This window comes from Streptomyces sp. NBC_00094 (assembly GCF_026343125.1).
Classification (GTDB): Bacteria; Actinomycetota; Actinomycetes; order Streptomycetales; family Streptomycetaceae; genus Streptomyces.
In genome coordinates this window covers 2,334,480-2,359,381 of the sequence record NZ_JAPEMB010000001.1, presented here as the reverse complement: position 1 = coordinate 2,359,381, position 24,902 = coordinate 2,334,480, and the positions used below count along the sequence as shown (strand labels likewise).

22 protein-coding genes and 3 pseudogenes are annotated in these 24,902 nt (G+C 71.0%); 12 read left to right on the top strand and 13 right to left on the bottom strand.

The annotated features are described in order from the left end of the window. The first annotated feature begins 38 nt into the window (after nt 1-38). From OG580_RS10255 to OG580_RS10240, 4 genes are all read left to right on the top strand, one after another. Complete coding sequence (locus OG580_RS10255; RefSeq protein ID WP_267043338.1) at nt 39-851, top strand: class I SAM-dependent methyltransferase; 813 nt, start codon at nt 39-41, stop codon at nt 849-851. Beyond that, nucleotides 848-1,927, top strand: coding sequence for a prenyltransferase (locus tag OG580_RS10250; RefSeq protein WP_267043337.1), 1,080 nt, complete (start codon nt 848-850; stop codon nt 1,925-1,927). The genes OG580_RS10255 and OG580_RS10250 overlap by 4 nt, the downstream gene beginning before the upstream one ends. Before the next feature lie 131 nt (nt 1,928-2,058). After that, nucleotides 2,059-2,646: a hypothetical protein gene (locus tag OG580_RS10245; protein WP_267047956.1), complete on the top strand. Its 588-nt coding sequence runs from the start codon at nt 2,059-2,061 to the stop codon at nt 2,644-2,646. A gap of 235 nt (nt 2,647-2,881) precedes the next feature. Continuing rightward, on the top strand, nt 2,882-3,331 hold the full coding sequence (locus OG580_RS10240; protein WP_030556548.1) for a hypothetical protein: 450 nt from the start codon (nt 2,882-2,884) through the stop codon (nt 3,329-3,331). Between the two features lie 106 nt (nt 3,332-3,437). Here OG580_RS10240 and OG580_RS10235 read toward each other — a convergent pair. The 5 genes and pseudogenes from OG580_RS10235 to OG580_RS10215 form a co-directional block, all read right to left on the bottom strand. Then, nucleotides 3,438-4,324 (bottom strand): annotated as a pseudogene (locus OG580_RS10235) (IS5 family transposase). A gap of 53 nt (nt 4,325-4,377) precedes the next feature. Continuing rightward, complete coding sequence (locus tag OG580_RS10230) at nt 4,378-4,866, bottom strand: peptidase inhibitor family I36 protein (RefSeq protein ID WP_267043336.1); 489 nt, start codon at nt 4,864-4,866, stop codon at nt 4,378-4,380. A gap of 200 nt (nt 4,867-5,066) precedes the next feature. Further along, the gene (locus tag OG580_RS10225) at nt 5,067-6,077 is read right to left on the bottom strand and encodes an LLM class F420-dependent oxidoreductase (protein ID WP_267043335.1); all 1,011 of its coding nucleotides are present in this window, start codon (nt 6,075-6,077) and stop codon (nt 5,067-5,069) included. A 112-nt stretch (nt 6,078-6,189) separates the two neighbouring features. Beyond that, nucleotides 6,190-7,089, bottom strand: coding sequence for a DUF5336 domain-containing protein (locus OG580_RS10220; protein ID WP_267043334.1), 900 nt, complete (start codon nt 7,087-7,089; stop codon nt 6,190-6,192). A gap of 101 nt (nt 7,090-7,190) precedes the next feature. Further along, entirely contained in the window at nt 7,191-8,144 is a 954-nt protein-coding gene (locus tag OG580_RS10215) for an N-acetylmuramoyl-L-alanine amidase (RefSeq protein WP_267043333.1), read from the bottom strand. Between the two features lie 939 nt (nt 8,145-9,083). Between OG580_RS10215 and OG580_RS10210 the strand changes: the two genes are divergently transcribed. Continuing rightward, nucleotides 9,084-10,448, top strand: coding sequence for a hypothetical protein (locus OG580_RS10210; protein WP_267043332.1), 1,365 nt, complete (start codon nt 9,084-9,086; stop codon nt 10,446-10,448). Nucleotides 10,449-10,540: 92 nt separating this feature from the next. On the opposite strand, the gene OG580_RS10205 is transcribed toward OG580_RS10210, so the two are convergent. Together OG580_RS10205 and OG580_RS10200 are read right to left on the bottom strand one after the other, a co-directional pair. Then, on the bottom strand, nt 10,541-11,173 hold the full coding sequence (locus OG580_RS10205; RefSeq protein WP_267043331.1) for a class I SAM-dependent methyltransferase: 633 nt from the start codon (nt 11,171-11,173) through the stop codon (nt 10,541-10,543). Between the two features lie 47 nt (nt 11,174-11,220). Beyond that, nucleotides 11,221-11,628 (bottom strand): ATP-binding protein, encoded by a 408-nt coding sequence (locus OG580_RS10200; protein ID WP_267043330.1) that lies wholly within the window; start codon nt 11,626-11,628, stop codon nt 11,221-11,223. A gap of 84 nt (nt 11,629-11,712) precedes the next feature. On the opposite strand from OG580_RS10200, the gene OG580_RS10195 reads away from it, so the two are divergent. Next, nucleotides 11,713-12,561: a helix-turn-helix transcriptional regulator gene (locus OG580_RS10195; protein ID WP_267043329.1), complete on the top strand. Its 849-nt coding sequence runs from the start codon at nt 11,713-11,715 to the stop codon at nt 12,559-12,561. Then, nucleotides 12,521-12,727, top strand: a complete 207-nt coding sequence (locus OG580_RS10190; RefSeq protein WP_267043328.1) for a DUF397 domain-containing protein — start codon at nt 12,521-12,523, stop codon at nt 12,725-12,727. The genes OG580_RS10195 and OG580_RS10190 overlap by 41 nt, the downstream gene beginning before the upstream one ends. A gap of 151 nt (nt 12,728-12,878) precedes the next feature. Here the strand turns inward: OG580_RS10190 and OG580_RS10185 are convergent, their stop codons facing one another. From OG580_RS10185 to OG580_RS10175, 3 genes are all read right to left on the bottom strand, one after another. Then, on the bottom strand, nt 12,879-13,361 hold the full coding sequence (locus OG580_RS10185; RefSeq protein WP_267043327.1) for a DedA family protein: 483 nt from the start codon (nt 13,359-13,361) through the stop codon (nt 12,879-12,881). Nucleotides 13,362-13,648: 287 nt separating this feature from the next. Further along, complete coding sequence (locus tag OG580_RS10180) at nt 13,649-15,724, bottom strand: hypothetical protein (RefSeq protein WP_267043326.1); 2,076 nt, start codon at nt 15,722-15,724, stop codon at nt 13,649-13,651. A gap of 175 nt (nt 15,725-15,899) precedes the next feature. Continuing rightward, nucleotides 15,900-16,304, bottom strand: coding sequence for a DUF4259 domain-containing protein (locus OG580_RS10175; RefSeq protein ID WP_267043325.1), 405 nt, complete (start codon nt 16,302-16,304; stop codon nt 15,900-15,902). 162 nt (nt 16,305-16,466) lie between these two features. Between OG580_RS10175 and OG580_RS10170 the strand changes: the two genes are divergently transcribed. Genes OG580_RS10170 through OG580_RS10160 form a run of 3 tightly spaced genes read left to right on the top strand, consistent with a single transcriptional unit; the run spans nt 16,467 to nt 21,363 of the window. Further along, complete coding sequence (locus OG580_RS10170) at nt 16,467-18,629, top strand: acyl-CoA dehydrogenase (protein ID WP_267043324.1); 2,163 nt, start codon at nt 16,467-16,469, stop codon at nt 18,627-18,629. Nucleotides 18,630-18,653: 24 nt separating this feature from the next. Beyond that, nucleotides 18,654-19,853, top strand: coding sequence for a lipid-transfer protein (locus OG580_RS10165; protein ID WP_267043323.1), 1,200 nt, complete (start codon nt 18,654-18,656; stop codon nt 19,851-19,853). 40 nt (nt 19,854-19,893) lie between these two features. Beyond that, on the top strand, nt 19,894-21,363 hold the full coding sequence (locus OG580_RS10160; protein WP_267043322.1) for an MFS transporter: 1,470 nt from the start codon (nt 19,894-19,896) through the stop codon (nt 21,361-21,363). Between the two features lie 15 nt (nt 21,364-21,378). Here the strand turns inward: OG580_RS10160 and OG580_RS10155 are convergent. After that, nucleotides 21,379-21,841 (bottom strand): annotated as a pseudogene (locus tag OG580_RS10155) (response regulator transcription factor); the annotation flags it as partial. Nucleotides 21,842-22,201: 360 nt separating this feature from the next. Here OG580_RS10155 and OG580_RS10150 point away from each other — a divergent pair. Both OG580_RS10150 and OG580_RS10145 read left to right on the top strand, forming a co-directional pair. Beyond that, the gene (locus OG580_RS10150) at nt 22,202-22,345 is read left to right on the top strand and encodes a hypothetical protein (RefSeq protein ID WP_267043321.1); all 144 of its coding nucleotides are present in this window, start codon (nt 22,202-22,204) and stop codon (nt 22,343-22,345) included. 126 nt (nt 22,346-22,471) lie between these two features. Further along, on the top strand, nt 22,472-23,053 hold the full coding sequence (locus OG580_RS10145; protein WP_267043320.1) for a hypothetical protein: 582 nt from the start codon (nt 22,472-22,474) through the stop codon (nt 23,051-23,053). Between the two features lie 17 nt (nt 23,054-23,070). On the opposite strand, the pseudogene OG580_RS10140 reads toward OG580_RS10145, so the two are convergent. Together OG580_RS10140 and OG580_RS10135 are read right to left on the bottom strand one after the other, a co-directional pair. After that, nucleotides 23,071-23,834, bottom strand: a pseudogene (locus OG580_RS10140) (transposase family protein). Between the two features lie 135 nt (nt 23,835-23,969). Further along, a complete protein-coding gene (locus tag OG580_RS10135) occupies nt 23,970-24,602 on the bottom strand; it encodes a hypothetical protein (protein WP_267043319.1) in 633 nt (210 codons plus the stop codon). Between the last annotated feature and the right edge of the window lie 300 nt (nt 24,603-24,902).

The following is a 24,902-nucleotide window of genomic DNA, read 5'->3' as shown; positions in this document are numbered from 1 at the left end:
TGCCCACCATCACCCTCCCATCGCGAAAGCAGGATCTCGTGCTGACCGTCGACTTCACCCGCTTCCCGCTCGCCCCCGGCGACCGCGTGCTCGATCTGGGCTGCGGTGCGGGCCGGCACGCCTTCGAGTGCTACCGGCGCGGCGCCCAGGTCGTGGCCCTCGACCAGAACGGCGAGGAGATCCGCGAGGTCGCCAAGTGGTTCGCGGCGATGAAGGAGGCCGGGGAGGCCCCCGCCGGGGCGACCGCCACCGCGATGGAGGGCGACGCCCTCAACCTGCCGTTCCCCGACGAGTCCTTCGACGTCGTCATCATCTCCGAGGTCATGGAGCACATCCCGGACGACAAGGGCGTGCTCGCCGAGATGGTCCGCGTCCTCAAGCCGGGCGGCCGGATCGCGATCACCGTGCCCCGCTACGGCCCCGAGAAGATCTGCTGGGCGCTCTCCGACGCGTACCACGAGGTCGAGGGCGGCCACATCCGCATCTACAAGGCCGACGAGCTCCTGGGCAAGATCCGGCAGGCCGGCCTCAAGCCGTACGGCACCCACCACGCGCACGCCCTGCACGCGCCGTACTGGTGGCTGAAGTGCGCCTTCGGCGTCGACAACGACAAGGCGCTGCCGGTCCGCGCGTACCACAAGCTCCTCGTCTGGGACATCATGAAGAAGCCCGCTCTGACCCGGGTCACCGAGCAGCTGCTCAACCCGGTCGTCGGCAAGAGCTTCGTGGCGTACGCGACCAAGCCCCACCTCCCGAAGACCGAAGCGGAAGCCGGCGCCGAAGCCGAAGCCGAAGCCGAAGCCGAAGCCGAAGCCGAAGCCGGCGCCGACGCCGTGGACGCGGCCAAGTGACGAGCCCCGAGCGGATCGCCGAGCACCTCGTCCTGTCCGGGGTGCTCACCGCCGAGCAGGCCGCCGAGACCGTCACCGGGATACTTGCGGTCCAGCGCGAGGACGGGGCCATCCCGTGGTTCCGTGGCCACCACCTCGACCCGTGGGACCACACCGAGGCCGCCATGGCGCTCGACGCGGCCGGCGAGCACGCCGCCGCGGACCGCGCCTACGCGTGGCTCGCCCGCCACCAGAACGCGGACGGCTCCTGGTACGCGGCCTACCACGACGGCGACCCGACCGACGTCACCGACCGGAGCCGGGAGTCCAACTTCGTCGCGTACATCGCCGTCGGCGTCTGGCACCACTACCTGTCCACCGGCGACGACGCCTTCCTCGACCGCATGTGGCCCGCCGTCTACGCGGCCGTCGAGTTCGTCCTCGGGCTCCAGCAGCCCGGCGGCCAGATCGGCTGGAAGCGGGAGCCCTCCGGCGAGGCCGTGAACGACGCCCTCCTCACCGGCTCCTCCTCCATCCACCAGGCGCTGCGCTGCGCGCTCGCCATCGCCGAGGTGCGCGAAGAGCCGCAGCCCGACTGGGAGTTGGCGACCGGCGCGCTCGGTCACGCGATCCGCCGGCACCCCGAGCGCTTCCTCGACAAGTCCCGCTACTCGATGGACTGGTACTACCCGGTCCTCGGCGGCGCGGTCACCGGCCCCGAGGCGAAGGCCCGGATCGAGGCAGCCTGGGACGAGTTCGTCGTGCCCGGCCTCGGTGTGCGGTGCGTGGTTCCGAACCCGTGGGTCACGGGCGGCGAGTCCTGCGAACTCGCCCTCACCCTCTGGGCGATGGGCGAGTCGGACCGGGCCCTCACGATCCTCCAGGACATCGGCCACCTGCGCGCGGGGAACGGCATGTACTGGACGGGGTACGTCTTCGAGGGCGAGCGCGCGATGTGGCCGGAGGAGCAGACGGCCTGGACCGCGGGCTCCCTGCTGCTCGCGGTGGCGGCGCTCGGCGGCGAGGAGGCGACCGTCGCCGTCTTCGGCGGCGAACGCCTTCCCACGGGCCTCGAACCGGACTGCTGCGCGGGCTGAGACGCCCTCCCGGCCGGGGCCCCGCCGAGGGCCGGGCCGGGACCCGTACGGAGTCGCCCGGGTGGCGGACGTCCCGGGGCGGGGTGAGGCTGACGCCATCACCCCAGGGAGGTCCCGTCGTGCCCAGACCCATGCCCGCGCCCAGAGCCGTGCCCGTCTCCGGATCAGCGCCCCGCCCCGCCGCCCGGGGTGTCGCAGCCCTGCTGCTGTCCTGCGTGCTGCTCCTGACGACGGCCGCCTGCGGTGGCGGCGACGACACGCAGAGCGTGAGCGCCGCCGCGGTGACCCCGACGAGTACGGGCACCTTCGAGCAGCAGAAGCTGGCCAAGACCCGGTTCGTGGCCAACGCCGGGCTGGCCGCGGGCGCCGCGTACCAGTGGATCGTGAAGCCGTACCGCGCGGGCAAGTTCACGAAGGGCGCGGACGGGCGGACCTTCGCCCTCGTGAAGGCGGGCCTCGCGGGCGCGTTCACCTACAACCGGCTCAAGGCGGCGGTGAACAACGCCAAGGGCGACCCGCTGCTCTCCAAGGCGGTCGTGCCGCTCACCGCCGGGATCGAGTCGCTCAAGGACCTCGGGACGAAGCTCCGCAAGGGCGAGGTGGGCGCGGCGGACGTCGGCGCCTTCGAGTCCGTCATCAACAGCGTCAAGGACGCCGGGAAGAGCGCCGGCGCCGAGGTCGTCGACAAGGTCCCCAGCGCCGCGCAACTCGCCGGTTGACGGTTGAACCCAGGGCCTGTCCGACCTTGATCCGCCGGGCATCCCCTAGGGGTTGTCCGATGGGTCGTGTGAGCTGATCAAGGCCGTGGCATAGGCGCAGATGAGCTTCTCCGAAGGCGCCGTCGTCGGGCTCGCTGGGACTGAGAGCTCGTCGCCAATCCGCCCACCCTTGCCTGCGTCGGCCGGTTGAGGAATTTGGTTGCGGTGGATCAGGCGGATGCGGTCATACTCCGGCATGAGTAGAGACGCCGAGGTCATCGTGCTCGCCCGCTGGTCGGACGAGGTGATGGAACCGCTGACTCAGGACGACCCGGAACGCACGTGGCGAGGTCGCTTCGTCCCGATAGCGGGGCACTGGGGCTACGAGTTCGGGTGGGCCCTGGAGTTCGAGAAAATGCGTGCCCGCAAGGGCCTGCTCAGGCACCTGGAGTCGCTGCCGTGGCCGCATCCGCATACGGTGCAAGTTCTGCTTCGCGACCAGGACGACGACTGCTTCGGGCTATGGATGTTCCAGGAGGGCCGGCTGGTGGAAGTCACCATTCCGCGCACCGAGCGTTTCCACCAGCCGGCACCGCCCAATGAGGACTTCGAACCCGACCCGGGCATGCTGCTGCGCACCGACCAAAACACGGCTCTGCCCGAGCAGACCCCAGAAGCACGCCGCGACACCCGCTCACCCTGGTAGACCGAGTTCGACAGCTCATCTTGGGACGTCAGGGCTGTCGACGCGCGCCTACTCAGCGAACTGCGCCACCACTACCCAGGTGCAGATAAGCTCTGAACGAGGCGTTTCACTGCGGACGGAGCCATAGGCGGATCGCGGCCACGGTGACCGTCCCGTGGAAGACGTACGCCCGTCTGTCGAAGCGCGTGGCGACGGCTCGGAAGTTCTTGAGCCGGTTGATGGTCCGCTCGACCTCGTTGCGGCGGCGGTAGATCGTCTTGTCGAAGCCTGTGGGCCGGCCTCCTTGGCTGCCGCGGCGCCGGCGGTTGGCCCGCTGGTCTCTCGGCTCGGGGGATCGTGTGCTTGATCTGGCGTCTGCGCAGGTGACGCCGATTACGGCGTGATGAGTACGCCTTATATCCCCCGACATGGTCGGGCCGAGTGCGCGGTCGTCCACCAGCCTGCCGGGTCACACGGATCTCTTCCAGGACGGGAGTCATCTGCGGCGCGTCCCCCCCACTGGCCGGGCGTGATGACAAACCCGAGCGGGCGACACCCACCTTCCCCAGCAAGGTGGATCTTGCTCGTGAGCCCGCCTCGCGAGCGTCCCAGGGCCTCATCGGGACGGTGCCGCGCCGGGCTCCTGCGCCGACCCGGGATTTTCGGGGCACGGGTGGAGGCACCAGCCGCGTGCTGATGAGCGCGGCAGGTCGTGGAATCGATGCTGACCATGCTCCAGTGGATCCGGCCCTCGGCATCGGCGTCGGCCTGGACGGCCCGCAGGATCCTCTCCCACATGCCGTCCACCGACCACCTGCGATGACGATCGTGAACCGTCTTCCAGCTACCGAAGCAGGGAGGCAGGTCCCGCCAGGGGAGGCCGGTCCGCTGCCGGAACAGAATCCCGTTGATCACACGGCGGTGGGATTGCCAGCGTCCACCCCGCCCGCGATTCGTCGGCAAGTGCGGCTCCAGTCGAGCCCACTCTTCATCCGAAAGATCTCCCCGCCCCATGTCCCACGGAACGAGTGCTCAGCGGGAGCGTCACGCGACCCATCGGACACGACCTAGGCGTCGCAGCGGTCCGTCCAGTAGTGGGAGCGGATCGGGGCTCCGGCGTCGGGGCCGGTGTTGCCCTTGAAGCCCTGTGCCGCGCACGCGTAGAAGGACGTGTAGTCGGCGGCGAGGAAGAAGTCGACGTGCCGGTAGGTGCCCACACCGCCGGTGCCTCGGTTCCAGATCGACTTCACGTTCTTCGTCAGGGTCCAGCTGCATGTGATGGGCCCGGCGCTCCAGTTGTTGTCGCCACCCGACCACGCGCAGACGGAGCCGGTGCCGTTCAGACCGGTGTAGACGCAGACATCGCCCGAGTAGCACCCGGCCCAGGGATCGGCCGCGCGGGCCGTCCCCGCCCCGAGGCTCACCGTCATGGCGAGCGCGCTGAACGCAGCCGCGAGCCCGAGCCTGACCCGGCCACGGTTCCCGTTCCCGTTCCCGGTCGTCCCGGTCGTCCTGGTCGTCCCGAACATCTGGTTCACCTCGTCGTCTCCGTCCATGCCGACGAGCATGGTCCACCGGAGAGGGTGGGAGGACGCGGACGGCGAGAAGTAGGGGCCCCTGGGAATCCCCCGCCGCTACCGGGCTCGGCCTTGATCGTTCCCATGGCATGGACAGCACCAGACGTGTCGTCTACCTCGCCGCCGTCACCATCGTCGGCACCCTCGTCCGGCGCGGCACATGATCGACAAGACGACCCCTAGGCGTTGAGCTCCGCGAGTACGCGGAGTGTGGCGGGGTCCGGTGAGGTGACCAGCAGGTCCGTCACCGGGCCCCGCCGCCATGCCTCCAGGCGTTCGGCGATCCGCTCCCGGGGGCCGACCAGGGAGATCTCGTCCGCGAAGGCGTCCGGCACGGCGAGCACGGCCTCCTCCCGCCGTCCCGCCGCGAACAGCTCCTGGATGCGGCGGGCCTCCTTCTCGTACCCCATGCGCCCCATCAGGTCGGCGTGGAAGTTGCGGGCGGCGTGCCCCATGCCGCCGATGTAGAAGCCGAGCATCGCCTTGACGGGCAGCAGCCCCGCCGGCACGTCCTCGCAGACCTGCGCCCGGACCATGGGTGCGACGAGGAAGCCCTCGGGCAGCCGGTCCGGGAGGGCGTAGACGTCGGCCCAGCGCTCGGGGGACCAGTAGAGGGGCAGCCAGCCGTCGGCGATGGTGAGGGTCTGCGCGATGTTCTTGGGGCCTTCGGCGCCCAGGAGGATCGGGAGGTCGGCCCGGAGCGGGTGGGTGATCGGCTTGAGCGCCTTGCCGAGGCCGGTGCCGTCCTCGCCGGCGTACGGATGGGAGTGGTAGCGCCCGTCGAGCGTGACGGGGCCCTCCCGGCGCAGTGCCTGGCGGATCACGTCCACGTACTCGCGGGTCGCCGTCAGGGGGGAGCGGGGGAAGGGGCGCCCGTACCAGCCCTCGACGACCTGCGGCCCGGAGAGGCCGAGCCCGAGCATCATGCGCCCGCCGGAGAGGTGGTCGAGCGTGAGCGCGTGCATGGCGGTGGCCGTCGGGGTGCGGGCGGCCATCTGCGCGACGGCCGTCCCGAGCTTGATACGCGAGGTGTGCGCGGCGATCCAGGTCAGCGCGGTGAACGCGTCGGAGCCCCAGGCCTCGGCGGTCCACACGGAGTCGTAGCCGAGCCGTTCGGCCTCGCGGGCGAGGTCGAGGCGGTCGGGGGAGGGGCCACGGCCCCAGTAGCCGAGGGCGAGTCCGAGACGCATGACGCGACACCTTTCTGACGGTCCGTCAGCTCGCTTCCCGGGGGACTGTACGCCAACGGCCCCCCGCCCGGAAGTGATTCCGGACGAGGGGCCGTCGAAGGCGGGAGGCGGGTCAGCCGCGCTGGATGCCCGTCGTGTCCTGCAGGACGCCACGACGGCCGTCCTGGGTCTGCGCGACCAGGGCCGCACCGCGCTGCTCGACCGCCAGGTACCAGGTACCGGGGGCCAGTTCGGCGATCGGCGCCTGCGAACCGTCCTCCGCGTACAGCTGACGGGCGACCGGGACCGCGAACCAGAACGGCGCGAAGTCCCCGGACGGCTGCGCCTGCGCCTGGGGCTGCGGGGCCTGGGCGGCCTGCGGCTCCGGCTGCTGCGGGGCGTGCGGCTGCGGAGCGTGCTGCTGCGGGGCGTGCTGCTGAGGGGCGCCCTGCGCGCCGAACGGCTGGCCCGCACCCTGCGACGGGTCCTGCGGACCACCGTACGGCTGCTGCTGCGCACCCGGGTAGCCGTAGCCGCCGGGGACGCCCTGCTGCCCGGGCTGACCCGGCTGCATGCCGTACGGCTGCGGGGTCTGCGGACGCGGCGCGCCCACGAGCGGGGCCTTGAGGGCCGGGACCAGCGGACCGGCGACGGCCGCACCGGCGAGCACGAGCGAGGCGATCAGGCCGAGGATGAGGCCGGCGCCGGCGCTCTCCGACTCGAAGACCCACATGAGCAGGGTCCATGCGGAGGCGATGGCGAAGCCCGCACCGATCTGGCCGAGCTCCAGGCCGGCCACCTTGCGCTGCTGCGGAAGGGCGCGCGAGGTGACGACCAGCGCCGCACCGGCGATGCCGAGGAAGAACGAGCCCCAGCCGAGCGGCGACATCTCCCACGAGTTCGGGATGTCGATCTGGTCGCAGATCGCGTCGCTGGCGTCACAGCTGGAGATGCCGAGGAACGAGGCGATGAACAGCACCACCGCTGCACCGATCAGCACGCCATCGCCTCGGGTGAGGGAGCGGATATTCACGTAAGAGTCCTTCGTCGGGTCGTCGTCGCGTCGGGGTGGCGCTCAAGGTCGTGGCACGGGGGCGGCCCCATGTTACGGAGCGAATCTATCGCTCGCCGGTTCTACCCGTGGAGGTAGGTCTCGATGCCGTCCGCGATGCCCTGCGCGGCCTTCTGTCGCCAGGCGGCGGACGTCAGCAGGGCGGCGTCCTTCGGATCACGCATATTGCCGCATTCGACGAAGACCTTGGGGACGGTCGAGAGATTGAGCCCGCCGAGATCCTCCCGGACGTCCAACCCGGTACCGGAACCAAGGTAGTTGGCGGGAGCCGTGCCCGTCGCGCGCGCGAACCGGTCGGCGATGCTCTCCCCGAGTTCACGGGAGGGCCCGACGATCGGGGCCGTGTCGGCCGCGCCGGAGCTCACCCGGGCGGGCAGGATCACGTGGAAGCCGCGGTTGCCGACGGCCGAACCGTCCGCGTGGACGGAGACGACGGCGTCGGGGCGGGCCTCGTTGCCGATCCGGGCCCGCTCGTCGATGCAGGGGCCCCAGGGGCGGTCGGCGTCGTGGGTGAGGACCACCTTCGCGCCGCGCGCCGTGAGGAGGTCCCGCAGCCGGTGGGAGACGTCGAGGGTGAACGCGGCCTCCGTGTAGGCGGCCTGCGTGGAGGTGCCGTTCGTGGAGGTGCCGGTGGTGTCGCACTCCTTGCGGCCCGTGCCGATGTTCACCTTCTCGTTGATCTCCCGGGAGTGCCGGAAGTTCCCGGGGTTGTGTCCGGGGTCGACGACGACGGTCCGCCCGGCGAGCGAACGGACCCCCGACGGGGCCGAGGTGCCCGGGGAGGCCGAGGAGTCCGGGAGGGGGGAGCGGCTCGGCTGCTCGGTGGCGGCGGCGTCCCCCGTGGCGGAGGAGACGGAGGCGGCGGGCGGCCGGGACTGCGTCCCGCTCTTTCCGGACGCCTCGGAGGACTCGGAGGCCTGGGAGGCTCCGCAGCCGGCGAGTGCGGCGCAGCAGCCCGCGAGGGCCAGCGCGAGGGCGAGGGGGCGGGGGGCGGTCTTCCGGTGGTCGTACGGCACTCCGCGACTTTAGGCCCTGTACGGGGCGAAATCCCGTAGCGGGTAGGTCGCAGGTTGGTCACCGGCTTCGCGGAACCGTGGACGCGTGTGGGCGGACGGTGAAGGGTAGGTGCAAAGAGGCGACGGTGGGGTGTCACCGCGCATGGACCCACGAGGGGAACCGTGGTGGGGGAAGAACCGAACGACGCACGTCCCGAGCCGTCCGACCGGATCCCGGGGGACGGATCGTTAAACGGACCGCCGCAGCAGGGCGCGCCCGGCGCCCGGAGCGGCTCGGACGCAGGCAGCGGGGGAAGCGGAGACAGCGGGGGTACGGGAGGAAGCGGGGGTACGAGCGGGGGCTTCGGCGCCCCGGCGCCCTGGGAGGCCCCGACGCCCGGCGGCCCGGCTCAGGGCCCGGGCGCGGGCGCGTCGAGCGGCCCGGCGGCAGGAGCCCCCGGAGCCCCCGGAGCCCCCGGAGCCCCCGGAGCCCCGGCTCCCGGCTACGGCCCGCAGCCCGACGCCGGACAGGGATCCGGATACGGATCCGGGCAGGGACCCGGCTACGGATCCGGGCAGGGCACCGGACAGGCGCCCGGATACGGGCAGGCTGCCGGACAGGGACCCGGGCAGGGACCCGGATACGGTGCCGAGCAGGGCGCCGCACCCGGATACGGACCTCCCGGCCAAGGCGCCGGAGCCGGATACGGTCCCGCCCCCGCGCCCGGCACCGGACCCGCGACCGCGCCCGGCTGGGCGGGTGCAGGGACGCTGCCGCCCCCGCCCGCCGCACCGCCCGGGTACGGCCCGCCGCCCGGCTCCGCGCCGCGCGGCGACGCGAACCCGGCCCAGGCGGCCCTGGTCGGCCTGCTCAACCTCTCCTGCCTGGGCCTCGGTTACGTCGTCCTGCGCAACTGGATAGGCGCCGCGATCTGCTGGGTCGCCACCGTCGCCCTGCTGGTGCTCGCGCTCCCCGCCGACGTCGACGGCGTGCCCGCCGGCCTCCTCATCGGCTACGGCGCCTTCCTGCTCCTCGCCGCAGCCGACGGCGCCCGGCGCGGACTGCGCGCGACCCTCGGCATCAGCGCCTCCTTCCGCCGCCTCGCGCTCCCGCTCGCCGTCGTCCTGCTCGCCGTCCCGGCGGGCGGCTCGCTCGCGTACGGCGCGGCCCGCGACGAGGCGAAGGAACAGGCCCTGCTCGACCGGCTCACGGCGGCGGACACGCAGGTGAAGTCCGCCGACGGCCTCGCCTTCGCCAAGGCCGAGCCGATCTACCGCAAGGCGCTCGACGAGTACCAGGACCTCGGGACGAAGCACCCGGGGTCGCGGGCCGGGAAGCTGGTCCCCGAGCGGCTCGACGCGTACTACAAGACGGTCTCCGCCCCGTACGAGAACGAGACGTACTGCGAGGCGATCGCCCCGCTCAAGCACCTGCGGGGGCTGTCCGACTCCTTCGACAAGGACCTCCTGGGCGCGCGGCCCGCCAAGGCCGACGAGCCGCTGGCCCACTCCCTCTACGAGTGCGGGACGTCGGCGCTCGGCGTGGACACCGCCACCCCGTCCGCCGAGGAGAGCCTCAACGAGCTCCTCGGTACGTTCCCGAAGTCGTCCCACGCGACCCGCGTCGAGCCGGCGGTGCGGGCGGCGATCAAGACCCGGACGACCGCGCTCGACAGCGGCACCGAGCCCTGCGACACCGCCACCGAGCTGCGCACGCTCCGCACCTCCCTGAAGAACATGACGGACTCGTCCCTCGAAGGTGCCACGCGGGAGGCCGTCAAGGCGGCCCAGCGCGGCGACTTCGCCTGCGGGACCGGCCAGTTCAAGGAGAAGGACTTCGAGAACGCGATCAAGACCATGACCGCGTACGCCAAGGACTACCCGGACAGCCCGCAGGCCGCGCACGCCCGCTCCATCGCCATCGCCGCCGAGATCGCCGAGGAGGAGCCGGCGGCCGGCAAGAGCCTGCCGCCGTCGAAGGACCCCGGCGGCGCCCGGATGGTCCTGGTGGTGAGCAACGACGGCCCGGGCGAGGTCGAAGTCCTCTACACCGGCCCGACGACCGGCAAGGTCACCCTCAAGACCTGCACGACCTGCACCAAGTACCCGGGCCCGGTCCTCTCGAACGGCAAGAAGATCAAGGCCTGCACCGGGCCGGCCTCGAAGTACCCGAAGGCGACGCTGCTGCTGCCCGCCGGCGACTACCACTTCCTCCAGAAGCGGGGCGCGAGCGGGACGTCGATCAGCGACACCAAGACGAGCAAGGTGAAGATCGAACCGGGCTACAGCTACACCAACTGCCTCTACGTGACATCGGCGTTCTGACCCACTCCGGTATGCGGGTGAGGTGAACGCAGTCCATCCCGACGGTCGTCCCCCTTCGAGGGGGCGGCCGTCGGAGTGTCCGGGCGACTCCGTCAGCCCCGGCGGCGCAGGACCCGCAGCGAGTCGGTGACCGAGATCTCCTCGAAGTCGCCCGACTCCAGGGCGCGGAGGTAGATCCGGTACGGCGCCTGGCCGCCGTCCTCCGGGTTCGGGAAGACGTCGTGGATGACGAGCAGGCCCCCGGGGGCGACCTTGGGGGCCCAGCCTTCGTAGTCGTTCGTGGCGTGCTCGTCGGTGTGTCCGCCGTCGATGAACACGAGGCCGAGCTGCCCGCCCCACGCCTTCGCGACCAGCGGCGAACGGCCGACGACCGCCACGACGTGCTCCTCGAGGCCGGCCTTGTGCAGCGTCCTGCGGAAGGTGGGGAGGGTGTCCATCAGCCCCACCTCCGGGTCGACGACGGTCGGGTCGTGGTACTCCCAGCCCGGCTGCTGCTCCTCGCTGCCCCGGTGGTGGTCCACGGTCACCGCGACCGTCCCCGCCTGCCGGGCCACGTCGGCGAGCAGGATCGTGGACCGCCCGCAGTACGTCCCGACCTCCAGGAGCGGCAGCCCGAGCTTGGCGGCCTCCGTGGCCACCTCGTACAGCGCGAGGCCCTCCCCGACGGGCATGAAGCCCTTCGCGGCCTCGAAGGCGGCAAGGATCTCGGGCGCGGGCACGGACATGGTGGTCTCCTACTGGCGAGTACGCGGCTACGGCCGCCCATCGTGCCCTACGCGTCGCACTCGAACCACACCGTCTTCCCGTCGGCCGCCTCGTCGACCCCCCACCGGTCCGTCACCGCCTCCACGAGCGCGAGCCCCCGCCCGCTCTGCTCCAGCGGACCGGCGAGCTTCGCGATCACCGTCCCGGGCACGGCGTCCGTGACCTCGACCCGCAGCCCGTACGGCTCCCGCAGCATCAGCACGGAGCACCGCCGGCCCGGCACGTGCCGGACGACGTTGGCGACGAGCTCGGTGAGCGCGAGCGTGCCGGAGTCGGCGAGGTGGTCGAGTTCCCACCGGGTGAGGAAGATGCGGAGGATGCGGCGCATGTGACCGGCCGAGTGCTCACCGACGGTGAACCCCATCCGGTAGCTCGTCGCAAGTGCCGCAGGATAGAGGTCTGTTGCCTGATTCATGCCACCAGGGTGGGCTCGTTTCGTTACGCTCGGCTACGGACTGAACGCAACGCCTCACCGCGTGAGCTTGGGGGTGACCTCGTCGTGGTCAACATCCGCAGCCTGGATCCGAGCGCCTCGCCGCTGGACTACTACGGATACGAACTCCGCCACCTGAGAGAAGGCGCCGGGCTCAGCCAGTCGCAGCTCGGCGACATCCTCTTCTGTACCGGCTCGCTCGTCGGTCAGATCGAGACAGCGAGAAAGGTCCCGACCAGGGAGTTCTCGGAGCGGCTCGACGCGGCGCTGATGACGGGCGGGTTCTTCACGCGACTGGTGGGGCTCGTACTGAAGAGCCAACTGCCGTCGTGGTTCAGGCCGTACGCGGACATGGAGGCGAAGGCGACGTACCTCTGCTCCTTCCAGGTGCAGCTGGTGCACGGACTGCTCCAGACGGAGGGCTACGCCCGTGCCCTCATGGGAGCCCGGTTCGAGAGCGACCTCGATGCCTTGGTCGCCGCCCGCATCGAGCGCCAGCGGATCCTTGGCCGCGAGCATCCGCCGCTGTTCTGGGTCGTCATGAGCGAGGCGGCACTGCGTCAGGAGGTCGGCGGGTGGAGGGTGATGCGGGAGCAACTGGCCCACCTGTTGGCGGTGCAGGAGCGCGAGTGGGTGAAGATCCAGATCCTCCCGTTCGAGGCGGGAGCGCACGCGGGATCGCACGGTTCCTTCAACCTTCTCCGCTTCGAAAGCGACCCCGATCTCGTCTACACCGAGGACTTCGTCCAGGGGCATATGACCGTGGATTCGGCCGCGTTCAGGGAGGGGTCGCTCCGTTACGATCACCTGCGAGCGGCCGCTCTCTCGGTGGAGGACTCGTCCGCGCTGATCACCCGCGTCATGGAGGGACACTATGGAGACCAACCAGAACCTGGCGGGAGCGCGCTGGCGTAAGTCCTCGTACAGCGGTGACAACGGCGGCGACTGCATCGAGGTCGCCGACCTCACCGCCCACATCGCCGTCCGCGACTCCAAGAACCCCGAAGGCCCCGCCTTCCGCGCCACCCCCGCCGCCTTCGCGGCGTTCGTGAGCGCCGCCGCCGGGGGGCGGCTCCGCTGACATGAGCGGCGGCGGGGGGATGGTGGGTCCTGGTGGAGACGCAGAGCCGGAGTACGCCCACGAGACCCCGGCCGCCGAGCCCCCGCCCAAGAGCGGGCTGCGGCGGGTGTTCGGCCGGGACTGAGGGCCTGGGGCCCCTAGCGGGAGCGGCTCACGCTTCCTCGGCCACGGTGTCACCGGAGGACGGGACCGCCCTTCTCCTGCGGTACACCACCACCCCGCACACCGCGAGGAGAAGGACGGCCACGGCGGACACCCCGAGGGCCGTCTGCTCGGCGAAGAGCCGTCCCAGCACTTCGAGCGCGCCCAGCCCCGCGGTCGCGTAGATCAGCGCCCAGGCCGCTCCGCCCACGAAGAGGGCGGGGAGGTACCGCGGCAACGGCATGCGCATGCTGCCCGCGAGGAAGTTGGCGGCGGTCTGGAAGCCGATGGTCAGGAAGGAGACGGCCACCACCGGCGCGCCCCATCGCTGGATCGCCCGCTCGGCGCGCTGGAACTTCGCCGAGGAGATCCGCCCGGCGAACCTGCTGCGCCGAGCACCGGCGCCGGCGAGCCACCCGACGGCGAACGTCCCTCCGGCGCGGAGCAGGACGATGACGTACAGGGCTCCGGCCGTGAGCGCGATCTTATCCACGACGCCTCGTCCCGGGCGTCGGGTCCAGGTCCGCGTCGCCTGTCACCCGGCATGGGCGTCCCGTCTTACTGGGCGTACGACGCGTACGACGCGCACGAGCCCGGTCACCGTTTCTCACCGCACCCCACCTCTGCCCGTTCCGTCCTCCGGGTTCCCACCTGCGGCACCGGAACCCGAACCCGTACGCCTGGGTCCGCACGCCAGGCAAGGTCACCCTAACCTAACGCCTGCGCGGCGGATCCGGGCGTGCGGGCTACCCGAGGAACGACGCGGTCAGCGCCCTCGCATCAGTCCTGGTCCGGCGCCGGGCCGGGCGCCGCGCTCCGGGCCAGGGCCGCGGGGATCTGGGCGGCCTCGACCACCTCGTGGGGCTCCTGCGGGGACTCCGTCCGGGACAGGAGATCGGCCAGGGACGACATGGCGCGCACGCTGCCCCGGTGCAGGAGCTCGTGGTCCTGGCCGTTGAAGGTGATCGCGGCTTGCTGGAGCTGCTGCGCGACCTCTTCGACCTTCGCGTACAGGGGCGAGCCGGACGGCACGTTCACGACCTTTCCGCCGATGACGATCAGTCCGCTGTCGTCGTCCACGCCCTGGTGGGGGTGATCCGTGAAGGACTCGAGATCGAAGGGGAAGGGGGCTGCCTTCCGCAGATAGACACTGAGCCTGGCCTTCCGCCCCACGGGGTCGATGTCGAGAACCTTCACGTTCAGCCGGTAACCGGTCGGATCGAACGGGTCCTTGCGGAGGAATTCGTCGCCCTTACGCAGACTCTCGTTGCCGTTGGTCGCCGTGAGGAGGTAGGACCTGTTGTTGGAGAACTCGTGCACCAGCACGCATGGCTCGGGAATATCGGCATCCCAGAGCTCGCGGGCCCGGAACTCGAAGAAATACCGTCCGACGCGGGCGCAGAGGTGCCCGGGGAGGTCCCGTCGGTGGAGCGGCCGCAGTTCGACGATCGTGTCGGGCTCCGTCTCGGCCGACTGCCAGACGCGTTCGAGCCAGCCCCTGCCCCACATGTTGGCGGCGTTGAGCCCCGGGCCGATCCGCCAGATGCTCTGCCCGGTGCTGTTCTTCTCGGTGAAGACCGGGTGGGGCGCCATGAAGCACCGCCCGTGGGCGCTCCCACGGGTGCTCATGATGTCCCACCGGTCGCCGTAGTCGAAGCCGGCGCCCGAAGAGTGGTCGAGAGCGTATACGTGACCCATCTCCTGGCCCATGAGACTGGGAGACAGTGAGGACATTCCCCAGTCGTCCCTGCCGTCACCGGAGACGGCACCCAGGCCCACGCCGCCGAAGAGGTCCGTGGGGGGATGGGTGACGACCACGATGCGATCCGCGTAGGGCGCGAGGTTCACGCCCGCGGCGGCCGCGGCCTGACGACCCCAGGCGATGAGGGCGGGGCGACCCTGGGGGTTCGATCCGGACCCGGTGTAGTCCGATGTCTTCTGTGGGAGCGTGTACCAGCCCAGGACTTTGGAGGCGCTGACGTCGATGTTTCCGTGGGACATGTCCCGGAAGAAGTCGACCATGTTGTGCTTGTTCGAGCCGGTGCTGGTGAACATCTCCTGGAAGCGTGTCAGCGGCAGCGAAGGCGGCGTGGTGGCGTCCTTGAACTTGCAGAGCAGGATCGCCCAGGGCGACGAGGGGTTCACCGGGGGACGCAGGAACGAGATCTCCGTCCAGTCCGTGGCGAATCCGCCCGCGGGGATGGTCTTGAGCGGGGTGAAGGTGTTCTGGGGCGTGACGGCGCCGATGAGTCCGCTCCCTGCGGCGGCGTTGTAGTACATGAGGCGGTCGCCGCTCAGCGCGGCGATCTGGGACCAGCCCTTCGCGAAACCACCCGCGGGGATGGGGGTGACCTCTGTGATCACGTTGTTGGCCGTGATGGAACAGACGGAACCCCGCCCGGTCGAGGCGCTGTAGAAGAGAAGGCGGCTGCCACTCAGGGCGGCGATCTGCGTCCAGTCCTTCGCGAACCTGCCCGCAGGCATCACGGTGACGTCTTTGATCACATTGGATGCCGAGATGGTGCAGACGACTCCGCGACCGGTCGAGGCGCTGTAGAAGAGAATGCGGTCACCGCTGAGCGTGGTGATCTGCGTCCAGTCCGTCGCGAAACTTCCCGGAGGGATGACGGTGACGTCACCGATGGCATTGTTCTGATCGATGGTGCAGACGACTCCGCGACCGGCCGAGCGACCGTAGAAGAGAATGCGGTCCCCACTCAGGCCGACGATCTGTGTCCAGTCCGTCGCGAAGCCCGAAGGGATCACGGTGAGGTCCTTGGTGACGTTGTTGACGTCTATGGCACCGACGACTCCGCGCCCGGCGGAGGCGCTGTAGTACAAGATGCGGTCTGACATGATGCAGCCTCCTGTAGCTGACTGCGCGCGCCTCTCGGCGCGGTCAAACCCCTCTTTCCAGTATGGACACGGGCCGCCGACATCGCTACTCGTGGCGCCTTAACCGCCAGGCTTTCACGGGTAGTTGAAACAAAACTGAATACCGAGCGTCATCGGCCGCCGGGGCGCCTCGGCGCTACGCCCCCGCCAGGACCGCGCGGAGCTTCCGTATCCCCGCCTTCCACTCCTCGCCGTCCGACTCCTCCCACAGCTCCAGGAGCTCCGAGTCCGGGACGAGCACCCGGTCGAGCGCCTCGACGGCCATCGGGCGCAACTCCGCCGGGAGTTCGGGCAGGGGCTGCTTCGGGCCGTACGCGGTCGTGACCGGCTCCCCGCCCGGGCACTGCGCCGCGACCAGCGCCGCCGACGCGATCGCCTCCACCGCAAGGTCCAAGTCCAGGTAGTCGTCACCGGCCGTGGTCACCTCGCGGAAGGCCGCGCGCAGCACCTCCGCCCGCTTCTCGGCCGGGGCCTCGTCCACCCGGTAGGAGAAGTCGGCGGCGGTGTCGCTGTCGAACGGGCCGATGTCCCAGGTACCCATGGCGTGTCGTCTCCCTCTGTTCGTGATCTGTGGGCATCGTGACAGGCCCCACTGACAACGCCCCCGGGTGCGGGAGCGCCCCCGCCGCTTCGGTCCCGATTCTCTTACCCGAAAGGGTTTCTGACCTTCCGTCAGAATGGAACGTGTTCTAGTCTGCGGCGCATGGGCATCGCCATCACGCACGAACAGCGGGAACTCGCCCGGTCCGTCCGGGGCTGGCTCACCCGCGCCGTACCGCCCGAGGAGGTCCGTAAGTACCTGGACGTCCCGGGCGCCGCCGCCGGACGGCCCGCCTACTGGGACGCCGCCGTCGAGCAGGGGCTCCTCGGGCTCCACCTCCCCGAGGAGTACGACGGCGGGGGCGGCGACCTCGGGGACCTCGCCGTCGTCGTCGAGGAGGCGGCGCGGGCACTGCTCCCGGGGCCGTACCTGTCCTCCGTACTCGCCGCCGAGCTCCTGCACCGCGCCGACCAGGGGGAACTGGCCGCCGCGATCGCGCGCGGGGAGTGCCTCGCCGCCGTCGCCCTCGACGGTACGGGGAGCCTCACCGCCGTCCGGACCGCGAGCGGCTGGCTCCTCGACGGAGCCGCGCCCCCCGTCCTCGGCGGTGGCCAGGCCGACCTCGTCCTCCTCCGGGCCACCACCGCCGACGGCTCCGTCTGGCTCGCCGTGGACACCGAAGGGCTCGCCGTCAGGACCCACGAGAGCGCCGACCCGACCCGGCCGACCGGCGAGATCACCGCCCGTGCCGCCCACGTCCCGGGCGCCCGCGAACTCGCCCTCGACACCGCACTCGTACGGGACATCGCCGCCGTCCTCCTCGCCGCCGACGCCTGCGGCACCGCCGCCCGCGCCGTCGAGACCGCCGCCGAACACGCCCGCACCCGCGAGCAGTTCGGACGGCCGATCGGCCAGTTCCAGGGCGTCAAGCACCTCTGCGCCGACATGCTCGTCCGGCTCGAACAGGCCCGCGCCCTCACCTGGGACGCCGCCCGTGCCGGCCACGACACCGCCCGCTCCCTCACCGCCGCGCTCGCCGCCGCCACCGCCCTCGACGCCGCCTGGACCTGCGCCAAGGACTGCATCCAGATCCTCGGTGGCATCGGCTTCACCTGGGAGCACGACGCCCACCTGCTGCTCCGTCGCGCCCTCGTCGCCCGCCAGCTCCTCGGCACCGGCGACCGGCACCGCCTCGCCGCCCTGAGGCACGCCGCCGACGGCGTCCGGCGGGGCCTCCGGCTCGACCTGCCGCCCGAGGCCGCCCCGTACCGCACCGCCGCCCGCGAGGCCGTCGCCCCCGCCGCCGGGCTCGACCCGGCCGCCGCCCGGCGCGCCCTCGCCCCCACCGGCTACGCGGCCCCGTACCTCCCGGAGCCGTACGGACTGGGCGCCGGACCCGTCCAGCAGCTCGCCGTCCAGCGCGAGCTGGACGAGGCCGGGATCACCCTCCCCGGGCTCGGGATCGGCGCCTGGGTCGCGCCCTCCCTCCTCGCCCACGGCACCCCGGAGCAGCAGGAACGCCACCTCGGACCGACCCTGCGCGGCGACCTGATCTGGTGCCAGCTCTTCTCCGAACCCGGCGCCGGCTCCGACCTCGCCTCCCTCCGTACCCGCGCCGAGCGCCTGGAGGACGGCCGCTGGCGGATCAACGGGCAGAAGGTGTGGACGAGCGTCGCGCAGACCGCCCACCACGGCATCCTGCTCGCCCGCACCGACCCGGACGCCCCCAAGCACAAGGGACTGACCTACTTCCTCGTCGACATGCGGAACACCCCCGGCATCGACATCCGGCCGCTCAAGGAGATCACCGGGGACTCCCTCTTCAACGAGGTCTGGTTCGACGACGCGATCCTCCCCGCCGACGCGGTCGTCGGCGAGGTGAACGACGGCTGGCGGGTCGCCCGCAACACCCTCGGCAACGAACGCGTCCACATGGCCGACCAGGTCGCCTTCGACAGCGGCCTCGAAGCCCTCATCGACCGGGCCGCCCGGCACGACAGCTCCGTCCGCGTACGGATCGGGGACCTGCTCGCCGAGGCGCACGCGCTCGCCTGCATCGGACTCCGCACCACCCTGCTCCAGGTGTCCGGCCTCGAACCCGGCGCGGGTGCCAGCGTCCGCAAGCTCGTCCAGACCCTCCACCAGCAGAAGCTCGCCGAGCTCACCCTGGAACTCCTCGGCCCCGAGGGCGCGGTGCGCGAGGGCCCCGGCGAACGGGCCGTGCACGGAACGCTCATGTCCCGCTGCCTCACCATCGCGGGCGGCACCACCCAAGTACAGCTGAATGTCGTCGCCGAGCGCCTGCTCGGCCTGCCGAGAGACTGACCGAGAGACGGGGAGGGACCCGCGATGAGCACCAAGGCGTATGTCGTCGGCGTCGGGATGACGAAGTTCGAGAAGCCGGAGACCCGGGACTGGCAGTACTGGGACATGGCGAAGGAGGCCGGCACGGCCGCGCTGGCCGACGCGGGCATCCCGTACGGGAGCGTGGAGCAGGCCGCCGTCGGCTACTGCTTCCAGGCCTCCACCGCCGGACAGCGGGCCGTGTACGAGCTCGGGCTCACCGGCATCCCCGTCTACAACCTCAACAACAACTGCGCGACCGGCTCCACCGCCCTCATGACCGCCCGGCAGTTCGTCGAGGGCGGCATCGCCGACTGCGTCCTCGCCCTCGGCTTCGAGAAGATGGCGCGGGGCTCCCTCGGCGGCGGTGCGGGCGGCGCGGGAGACTTCAAGACCTCCCCGGTCGCCCGGCACTACGGGATCATGGCCGCCGCCCACGGCTTCGAGATGTCCCCGCCCACCGCGCAGATCTTCGGCAACGCGGCCCGGGAGCACATGGAGCGGTACGGGACGACCGAGGTCCAGCTCGCGGCCGTCGGCGCCAAGAACCACCAGCACTCGGCGAACAACCCGAACGCCCAGTTCCAGGACGTCTACACGGTCGACGAGATCCTCGCCGCCAAGACCGTCCACCGGCCCCTCACCAAGCTCCAGTGCTCGCCCACCTCCGACGGCGCGGCGGCGGCCCTCGTCGTCTCCGAGCGGTTCGTCGAGGAACACGGGCTGCGGGGGCGGGCGGTGGAGATCGCCGCCCAGGCGATGACCACCGACACCGAGGAGTCCTTCGCCTCCGGCTCCTGCATCGACGCCGTCGGCCGCCCCATGTCCCGGGCCGCGGCCCGCCAGGTGTACGAGCGCTCCGGGCTCGGCATCGAGGACGTCGACGTCATCGAGCTCCACGACTGCTTCTCCATCAACGAGCTGCTCACCTACGAGGCGCTCGGCATGTGCGAGGAGGGCGCCTCCGGCAAGCTCGTCGAGTCCGGCGCCACCACGTACGGCGGGCGCTGGGTCGTGAACCCCTCCGGCGGGCTCATCTCCAAGGGCCACCCGCTGGGCGCGACCGGCATCGCGCAGACGGCGGAGCTGGTGTGGCAGCTGCGGGGCGAAGCGGGCGCGCGGCAGGTCAACGGGGCGCGGGTCGGGCTCGCGCACAACATCGGGCTCGGCGGGGCGGCGGTGGTGACGCTGCTGCGGAGGTCGTAGGACGGAATGCCCATGTACGGGGCTGAGGCGGTCTGCGACCATGACGCTCATGCCGCAGACCGACTCCGCCACGGGCACCTCACGCACCCCGTCCCTCCGCACGCCCCGCTCGTGGCAGGTCGTCCTGACCGCCTCCGCCGCCCAGTTCCTCGTCGTCCTCGACGTCTCCGTCGTGAACGTCGCCCTGCCGTCCATGCGCACCGACCTCGGGCTCTCGGCGATCGGCCTGCAGTGGGTGCTCAACGCCTACGCCGTCGCCTTCGCCGGCTTCATGCTGCTCGGCGGACGGGCCGCCGACCTCTACGGGCGCAAGGCGATGTTCCTGCTCGGACTCGGGCTCTTCACCGCCGCCTCGGTCGTCGGCGGCATCGCGCCGGAGGGCCCGTACCTGATCGGCGCCCGGGCCGTGCAGGGCCTCGGCGCCGCCTTCCTCTCGCCCGCCACGCTCACCCTGGTCGCCGGCGCCGTCCCGGCGGGAGCGGCCAGGACCCGGGCCATCGGCACCTGGACGGCGGTCGGCGCGGCCGGCGGCGCGGCGGGCGGCTTCGTCGGCGGTCTCCTCGTCGACCTGCTCTCCTGGCGCTGGGTCCTGCTCATCAACGTCCCCGTCGGCATCCTCGTCCTCGCCGCCGCGCTGCTCTGGCTCCGCGAGGGCCCCACCGGCACCGGCCGCCGCCTCGACCTGCCGGGCGCCGTCCTCGTCACGGCCGGGCTCGCCACCCTCGCGTACGGCATCGCCCGGACCGAGGAGACGGCCTGGACCGACCCGGCGACCCTCCTCACGCTCCTCGGCGGCCTCGCCCTCCTCGCCGTCTTCGTCGCGGTGGAGGCCCGCACGGCGGCCCCGCTGATGCCGCTCAAGCTCTTCCGCAACCGGGCGGTGTCGGCGGCCAACGTGGCGATCCTGCTGTGCGGTTCGACCTCCTTCGGCATGTGGTTCTTCATGACGACGTACGCGCAGAACGTCCTCGGCTACACCCCGCTCCAGGCCGGCCTCGCCCTCGTGCCCAGCTCCCTCAGCGTGATCCTCGGCTCCAAGCTGGCCCCGCGCCTCATGCCGGTCCTCGGCGCCCGGAACGTCGCCGTGACCGGCGCGCTCATCGGGGCGGCGGGCTTCGCCTGGCAGTCGACACTGACCGTCGACGGCACCTTCCTGGGGACGATCCTGGGCCCGGGCATCCTCATGATGGCGGGCCTCGGCCTCGCCACCACGCCGCTGGCCACCCTCGCGACGTCCAGCGCGGAACCGGGCGACGCGGGCCTCGTCTCCGGCCTCGTCAACACCTCCCGCACGATGGGCGGCGCCCTGGGCCTCGCGGTCCTCTCCACGATCGCCGCGGCGGCCGCCCCCACGGGCCCGTACATCTCCGTGGCCGGCACCCCGGACCCGTACCACCTCGTCCCCGGCTACGCGATGGCCTTCCGCGTCGCGGCCGGAGTCCTCACGGCGGCGGCGGCCCTGATGCTCCTCTGGCTCCCGAAGACCGCGACGCGCTCCGCGAAGGTCTAGGGGGTGTCTTGCCGCCTCCCGCTCACGGGCCGTCAGTGGGTTCGGCCCCGAGGGCCGCGGCGGCGAGGGCCGGGTCGATGACCGTCTCCCCTCGCAGGGCCTGCCGGATCGCCTCGGCCAGCTCCTCCACGGGCCCGTCCTTCACCAGGAACCCCACGGCCCCCGCCTCCATCGCCCGCCGGAGGTACCCCGGGCGGCCGAAGGTCGTGAGGATCAGGACCCGGCAGTCCGGCGCCTCGTCCCGGAGGTCGGCGGCGGCGTCGATCCCGCTGCGCCCGGGCAGCTCGATGTCGAGGAGGGCCACGTCGGGCCGGGAGAGCAGCGCGGCATCCACGATCTCGTCACCCCGCCCGACCTGGGCGACGACCTCGATGTCCGCCTCCATCCCGAGCAACAGGGCCAGCGCCCCGCGCGCCATGCCCTGGTCCTCGGCGAGAAGAACGCGTACGGCCTTCGCCGGGCGGTGATCCTGCGGCATCTCGGTCACAAAGGACAGCGTAGGGCGGACGGCCTGTCGGGGCCTGTCCAGCGGGCCCCGAACACAAGGGGGCCACGGCATCCACGTCGTCATCCACCCCCAGGTCGCCATCCGCCGTGTACTTCCTGGTCGCGGTGTCATGAACTCGCCGCACACGATGCGTTGTGGCTGGTACCGGCCCGGACATCTCTCATTCCGGCATAGCGTCGAACAAGCCGGACACCCCCACGTCACGTCGTGGCGTGGGGTCCTTTCTTCCCTCCAGGTCACGCAACGGCGCGCGACAGGAGCCAGAGGACATGCAAGCCGCATGGCTGAAGCCCAGCGAAAGGACTGCGAACGATGACTACGACTCGCAACATGGACTCAAAGACCACGAGCCACCCCGCGTTCGAACTCCGCGCCGGAGGGCTGCACTTGATCATCCAGCGCATACCCGGATGGCTCGTCGCCCTGGTCACCACAGCCGGCGGGGCAGCGGGGACATGGTGGGCACAACGCTAGGACCCCAAGTCCTCGCCCCCGGGGCAGCCGTACAGGACCACTCCGGGGCGTGAACCCGCCTGCCGGCGTGCGTATGCATCGCTGCAGGGGGACACTAAAACCGTGCTCCGCCTCTAGGAGGCAGTCATGGGTGGTGAGCCTGCGGCAGAATCACGAGGAAGTAGGCTGCGGACCCACATCGGCTGGTGGGTAGGCATCTGCTCGGCAGCCATCGGCATCTTGGCCTTCTTCTTGACGCGATGCGAGAGCGGGGCCCCGAGTCTCGGCGAGTGGCGAGCCAAGGCGGATGCGATCTGCGAGCAGGAGTTTCCGGGCGTTCTTCAGAAAATGCGCGCTTCGGACGAAGCTTTCCTTGAGCTCATACGGAAGACGAACCCCGTGCAGGCTGATCGAAACACCGCGTCGGACGCATCGCAGGAAGTCTCCGTGTCCATGCGGCACTTGGTGGGGAGCTGGCGCGCACTGGAGCAGCCGGACGAACAGCGAAGCGAGATCGATGAACTTCACGCGTCCGGTGCCGCTTTCAGTGACGCGTACGCGAGCTTTTCGTCGGCAATTTATTCCGACGAATATATGGACGAGGTGTACGGAGAGCAGGAACAGGCCGCACTCACCGCTCTCACTCATCAGATAGAGGTCCTGGACCTGAAGGAATGCAAGGTTCAGGTCGGTGGTCCGGAAGACGAGGGCGAGATAATCGTCCCGTGACTGAGCCTTTTCCATCTTCACTTTGAGCTGGTCAGATGCAGGGTGAGGACGGCTTGGACGAGGCTGGTGATTCGGGTGGTCGAGCACCGTAGTTTGCGGAGGAGCCGCCAGGACTTGAGGGTGGCGACGGCCTTCTCGACGAGGGCCCGGATCTTCGCGTGGGACCGGTCCACCGCCTTCTGGCCTGCGGAGAGGGTCTCCCACCGTCCCCAGCACGGGATGCGGACCGTGCCGCCGGCACCTCGGTATCCCTTGTCGGCCCAGCACGGGATACCGGCCTCGGTGAGGGCGTCGACGATGCCGTGTTCGCGGGCCGCGCGGACGTCGTGGACGGCGCCGGGCAGGGCCGGTGATCCCACAGCAGCCGGCCGAAGGGATCGGCGATGACCTGCACGTTCATGCCGTGCCTCTTGTGCTTGCCGGAGTAGAACGGCCGGTCCGCGGCGATGCGGTCGATGGGCAGGAGGGTGCCATCCAGGATCAGGTACGCCTTCGCCGACGCGGTCCGCACCGCGTCGGTCGGGCCGGGGGCGAGAGCGGCCAGGAGCTCGACCGCTTCGGTGACGTAGCGGTAGGCCGTCGTGGTGCCGACGCCGAACCCGGCGGCGGGCTTGGCATAGGTGTGTCCCATCCGCAGATGGGCCAGGGCGAGGAGAGCCTGGCGGCCGGCGGTCAGACGCCGCCACCGGGAGCCGATCGTGCGGCGGTGACGCCGCAGCTGCTGTGTGAGGAAGCGGAGGGCGGAACTGGACACGTCGACGCCCGACGGGTCGACAAGCACACGAAGCTCCTGGTGGCTACGGGCGATCTTGGTCGAGAACCCGTCTACCAGGAGCTTCATCATTCCGCAGATCCGTCCAACACGCGGCCAGCACCGTCAGGTTGGAAAAGGCTCAGTACCCCTCACAGGTGGCCCTCAGCCCGTGAGGAAGGCTCCCTCGCGACAAGGGCGGCAGACGAAGACGTAGCCCAGCTGACCGCCGAGGTTCATCGCGGTCTCCCAGGTCATCCCCTCCTCCAGGTGTGCCACGAACTCCATGGTGCCGGTGCAGGAGGGACACACGGGCAGGCGGTCGTCCTCAAGGTAGGAGGGGCTGCCTCCGAGTGACCCAAGCACTTCGCGCTGCTTCCCGAATCGTTCTTCGGGTTCCCACTTCCATCCCGAGCGGGCAAGGTCGTAGGCGTCAGGCTCGATCCCTTCCTCGTCACAGGCATCTTCGGGGTCGATCGTCACGACGTGGGTGCGGATGGCCGAGGTGGCGGGCAGCAGCGTCAGTCCCGCCTCGGGTACGGCTACCGGCCGCAGTTCCTCCCGGGGAAACAGATAGACCCTGTTCGCGCTGGAACTCGCGTCCCAGAACTCACACGCCCCGGGGTCGTTCTGGCACAGGAACACCGACAGGACACCGTCCTCGACGGGGAGATGGGCGAAGAACTGAAGCGGTCCCCCGCAGCCGCACAGAGGCCAGGCGAATCCGGCAGGAGCCAGCGGCACGCCCCCGGTACGTGGGACGTCGGAATCGGCCGGTGCGGAGCCGTCGTAGATCATCAGCGTTGTCTGCATGGCGAGAGGCTACTGGCCGCCTGTGACAGGCCCGGGGGCTTGTCCTGGTCCTCGTCTGCGGGGTCGGCCTCGTCCGGGTCTCGCAGGGGCCGCGGGCCCTGGGCGGGCCCGCTTGCGGCGATGTTGAACAGGTCACGGCCGAGGATCTCCTTATCTGGACACCTTCGAGTGACGTGTGAACCGGCGCCGTGGTGGTGGGGGTACAGGTCTCGTCGGGCCATCCGAGTGCAGGCTCGTGGAGGCCGGTGTCGGCGTACACGCGAACGTGCTCAGCCGGGTACGGGG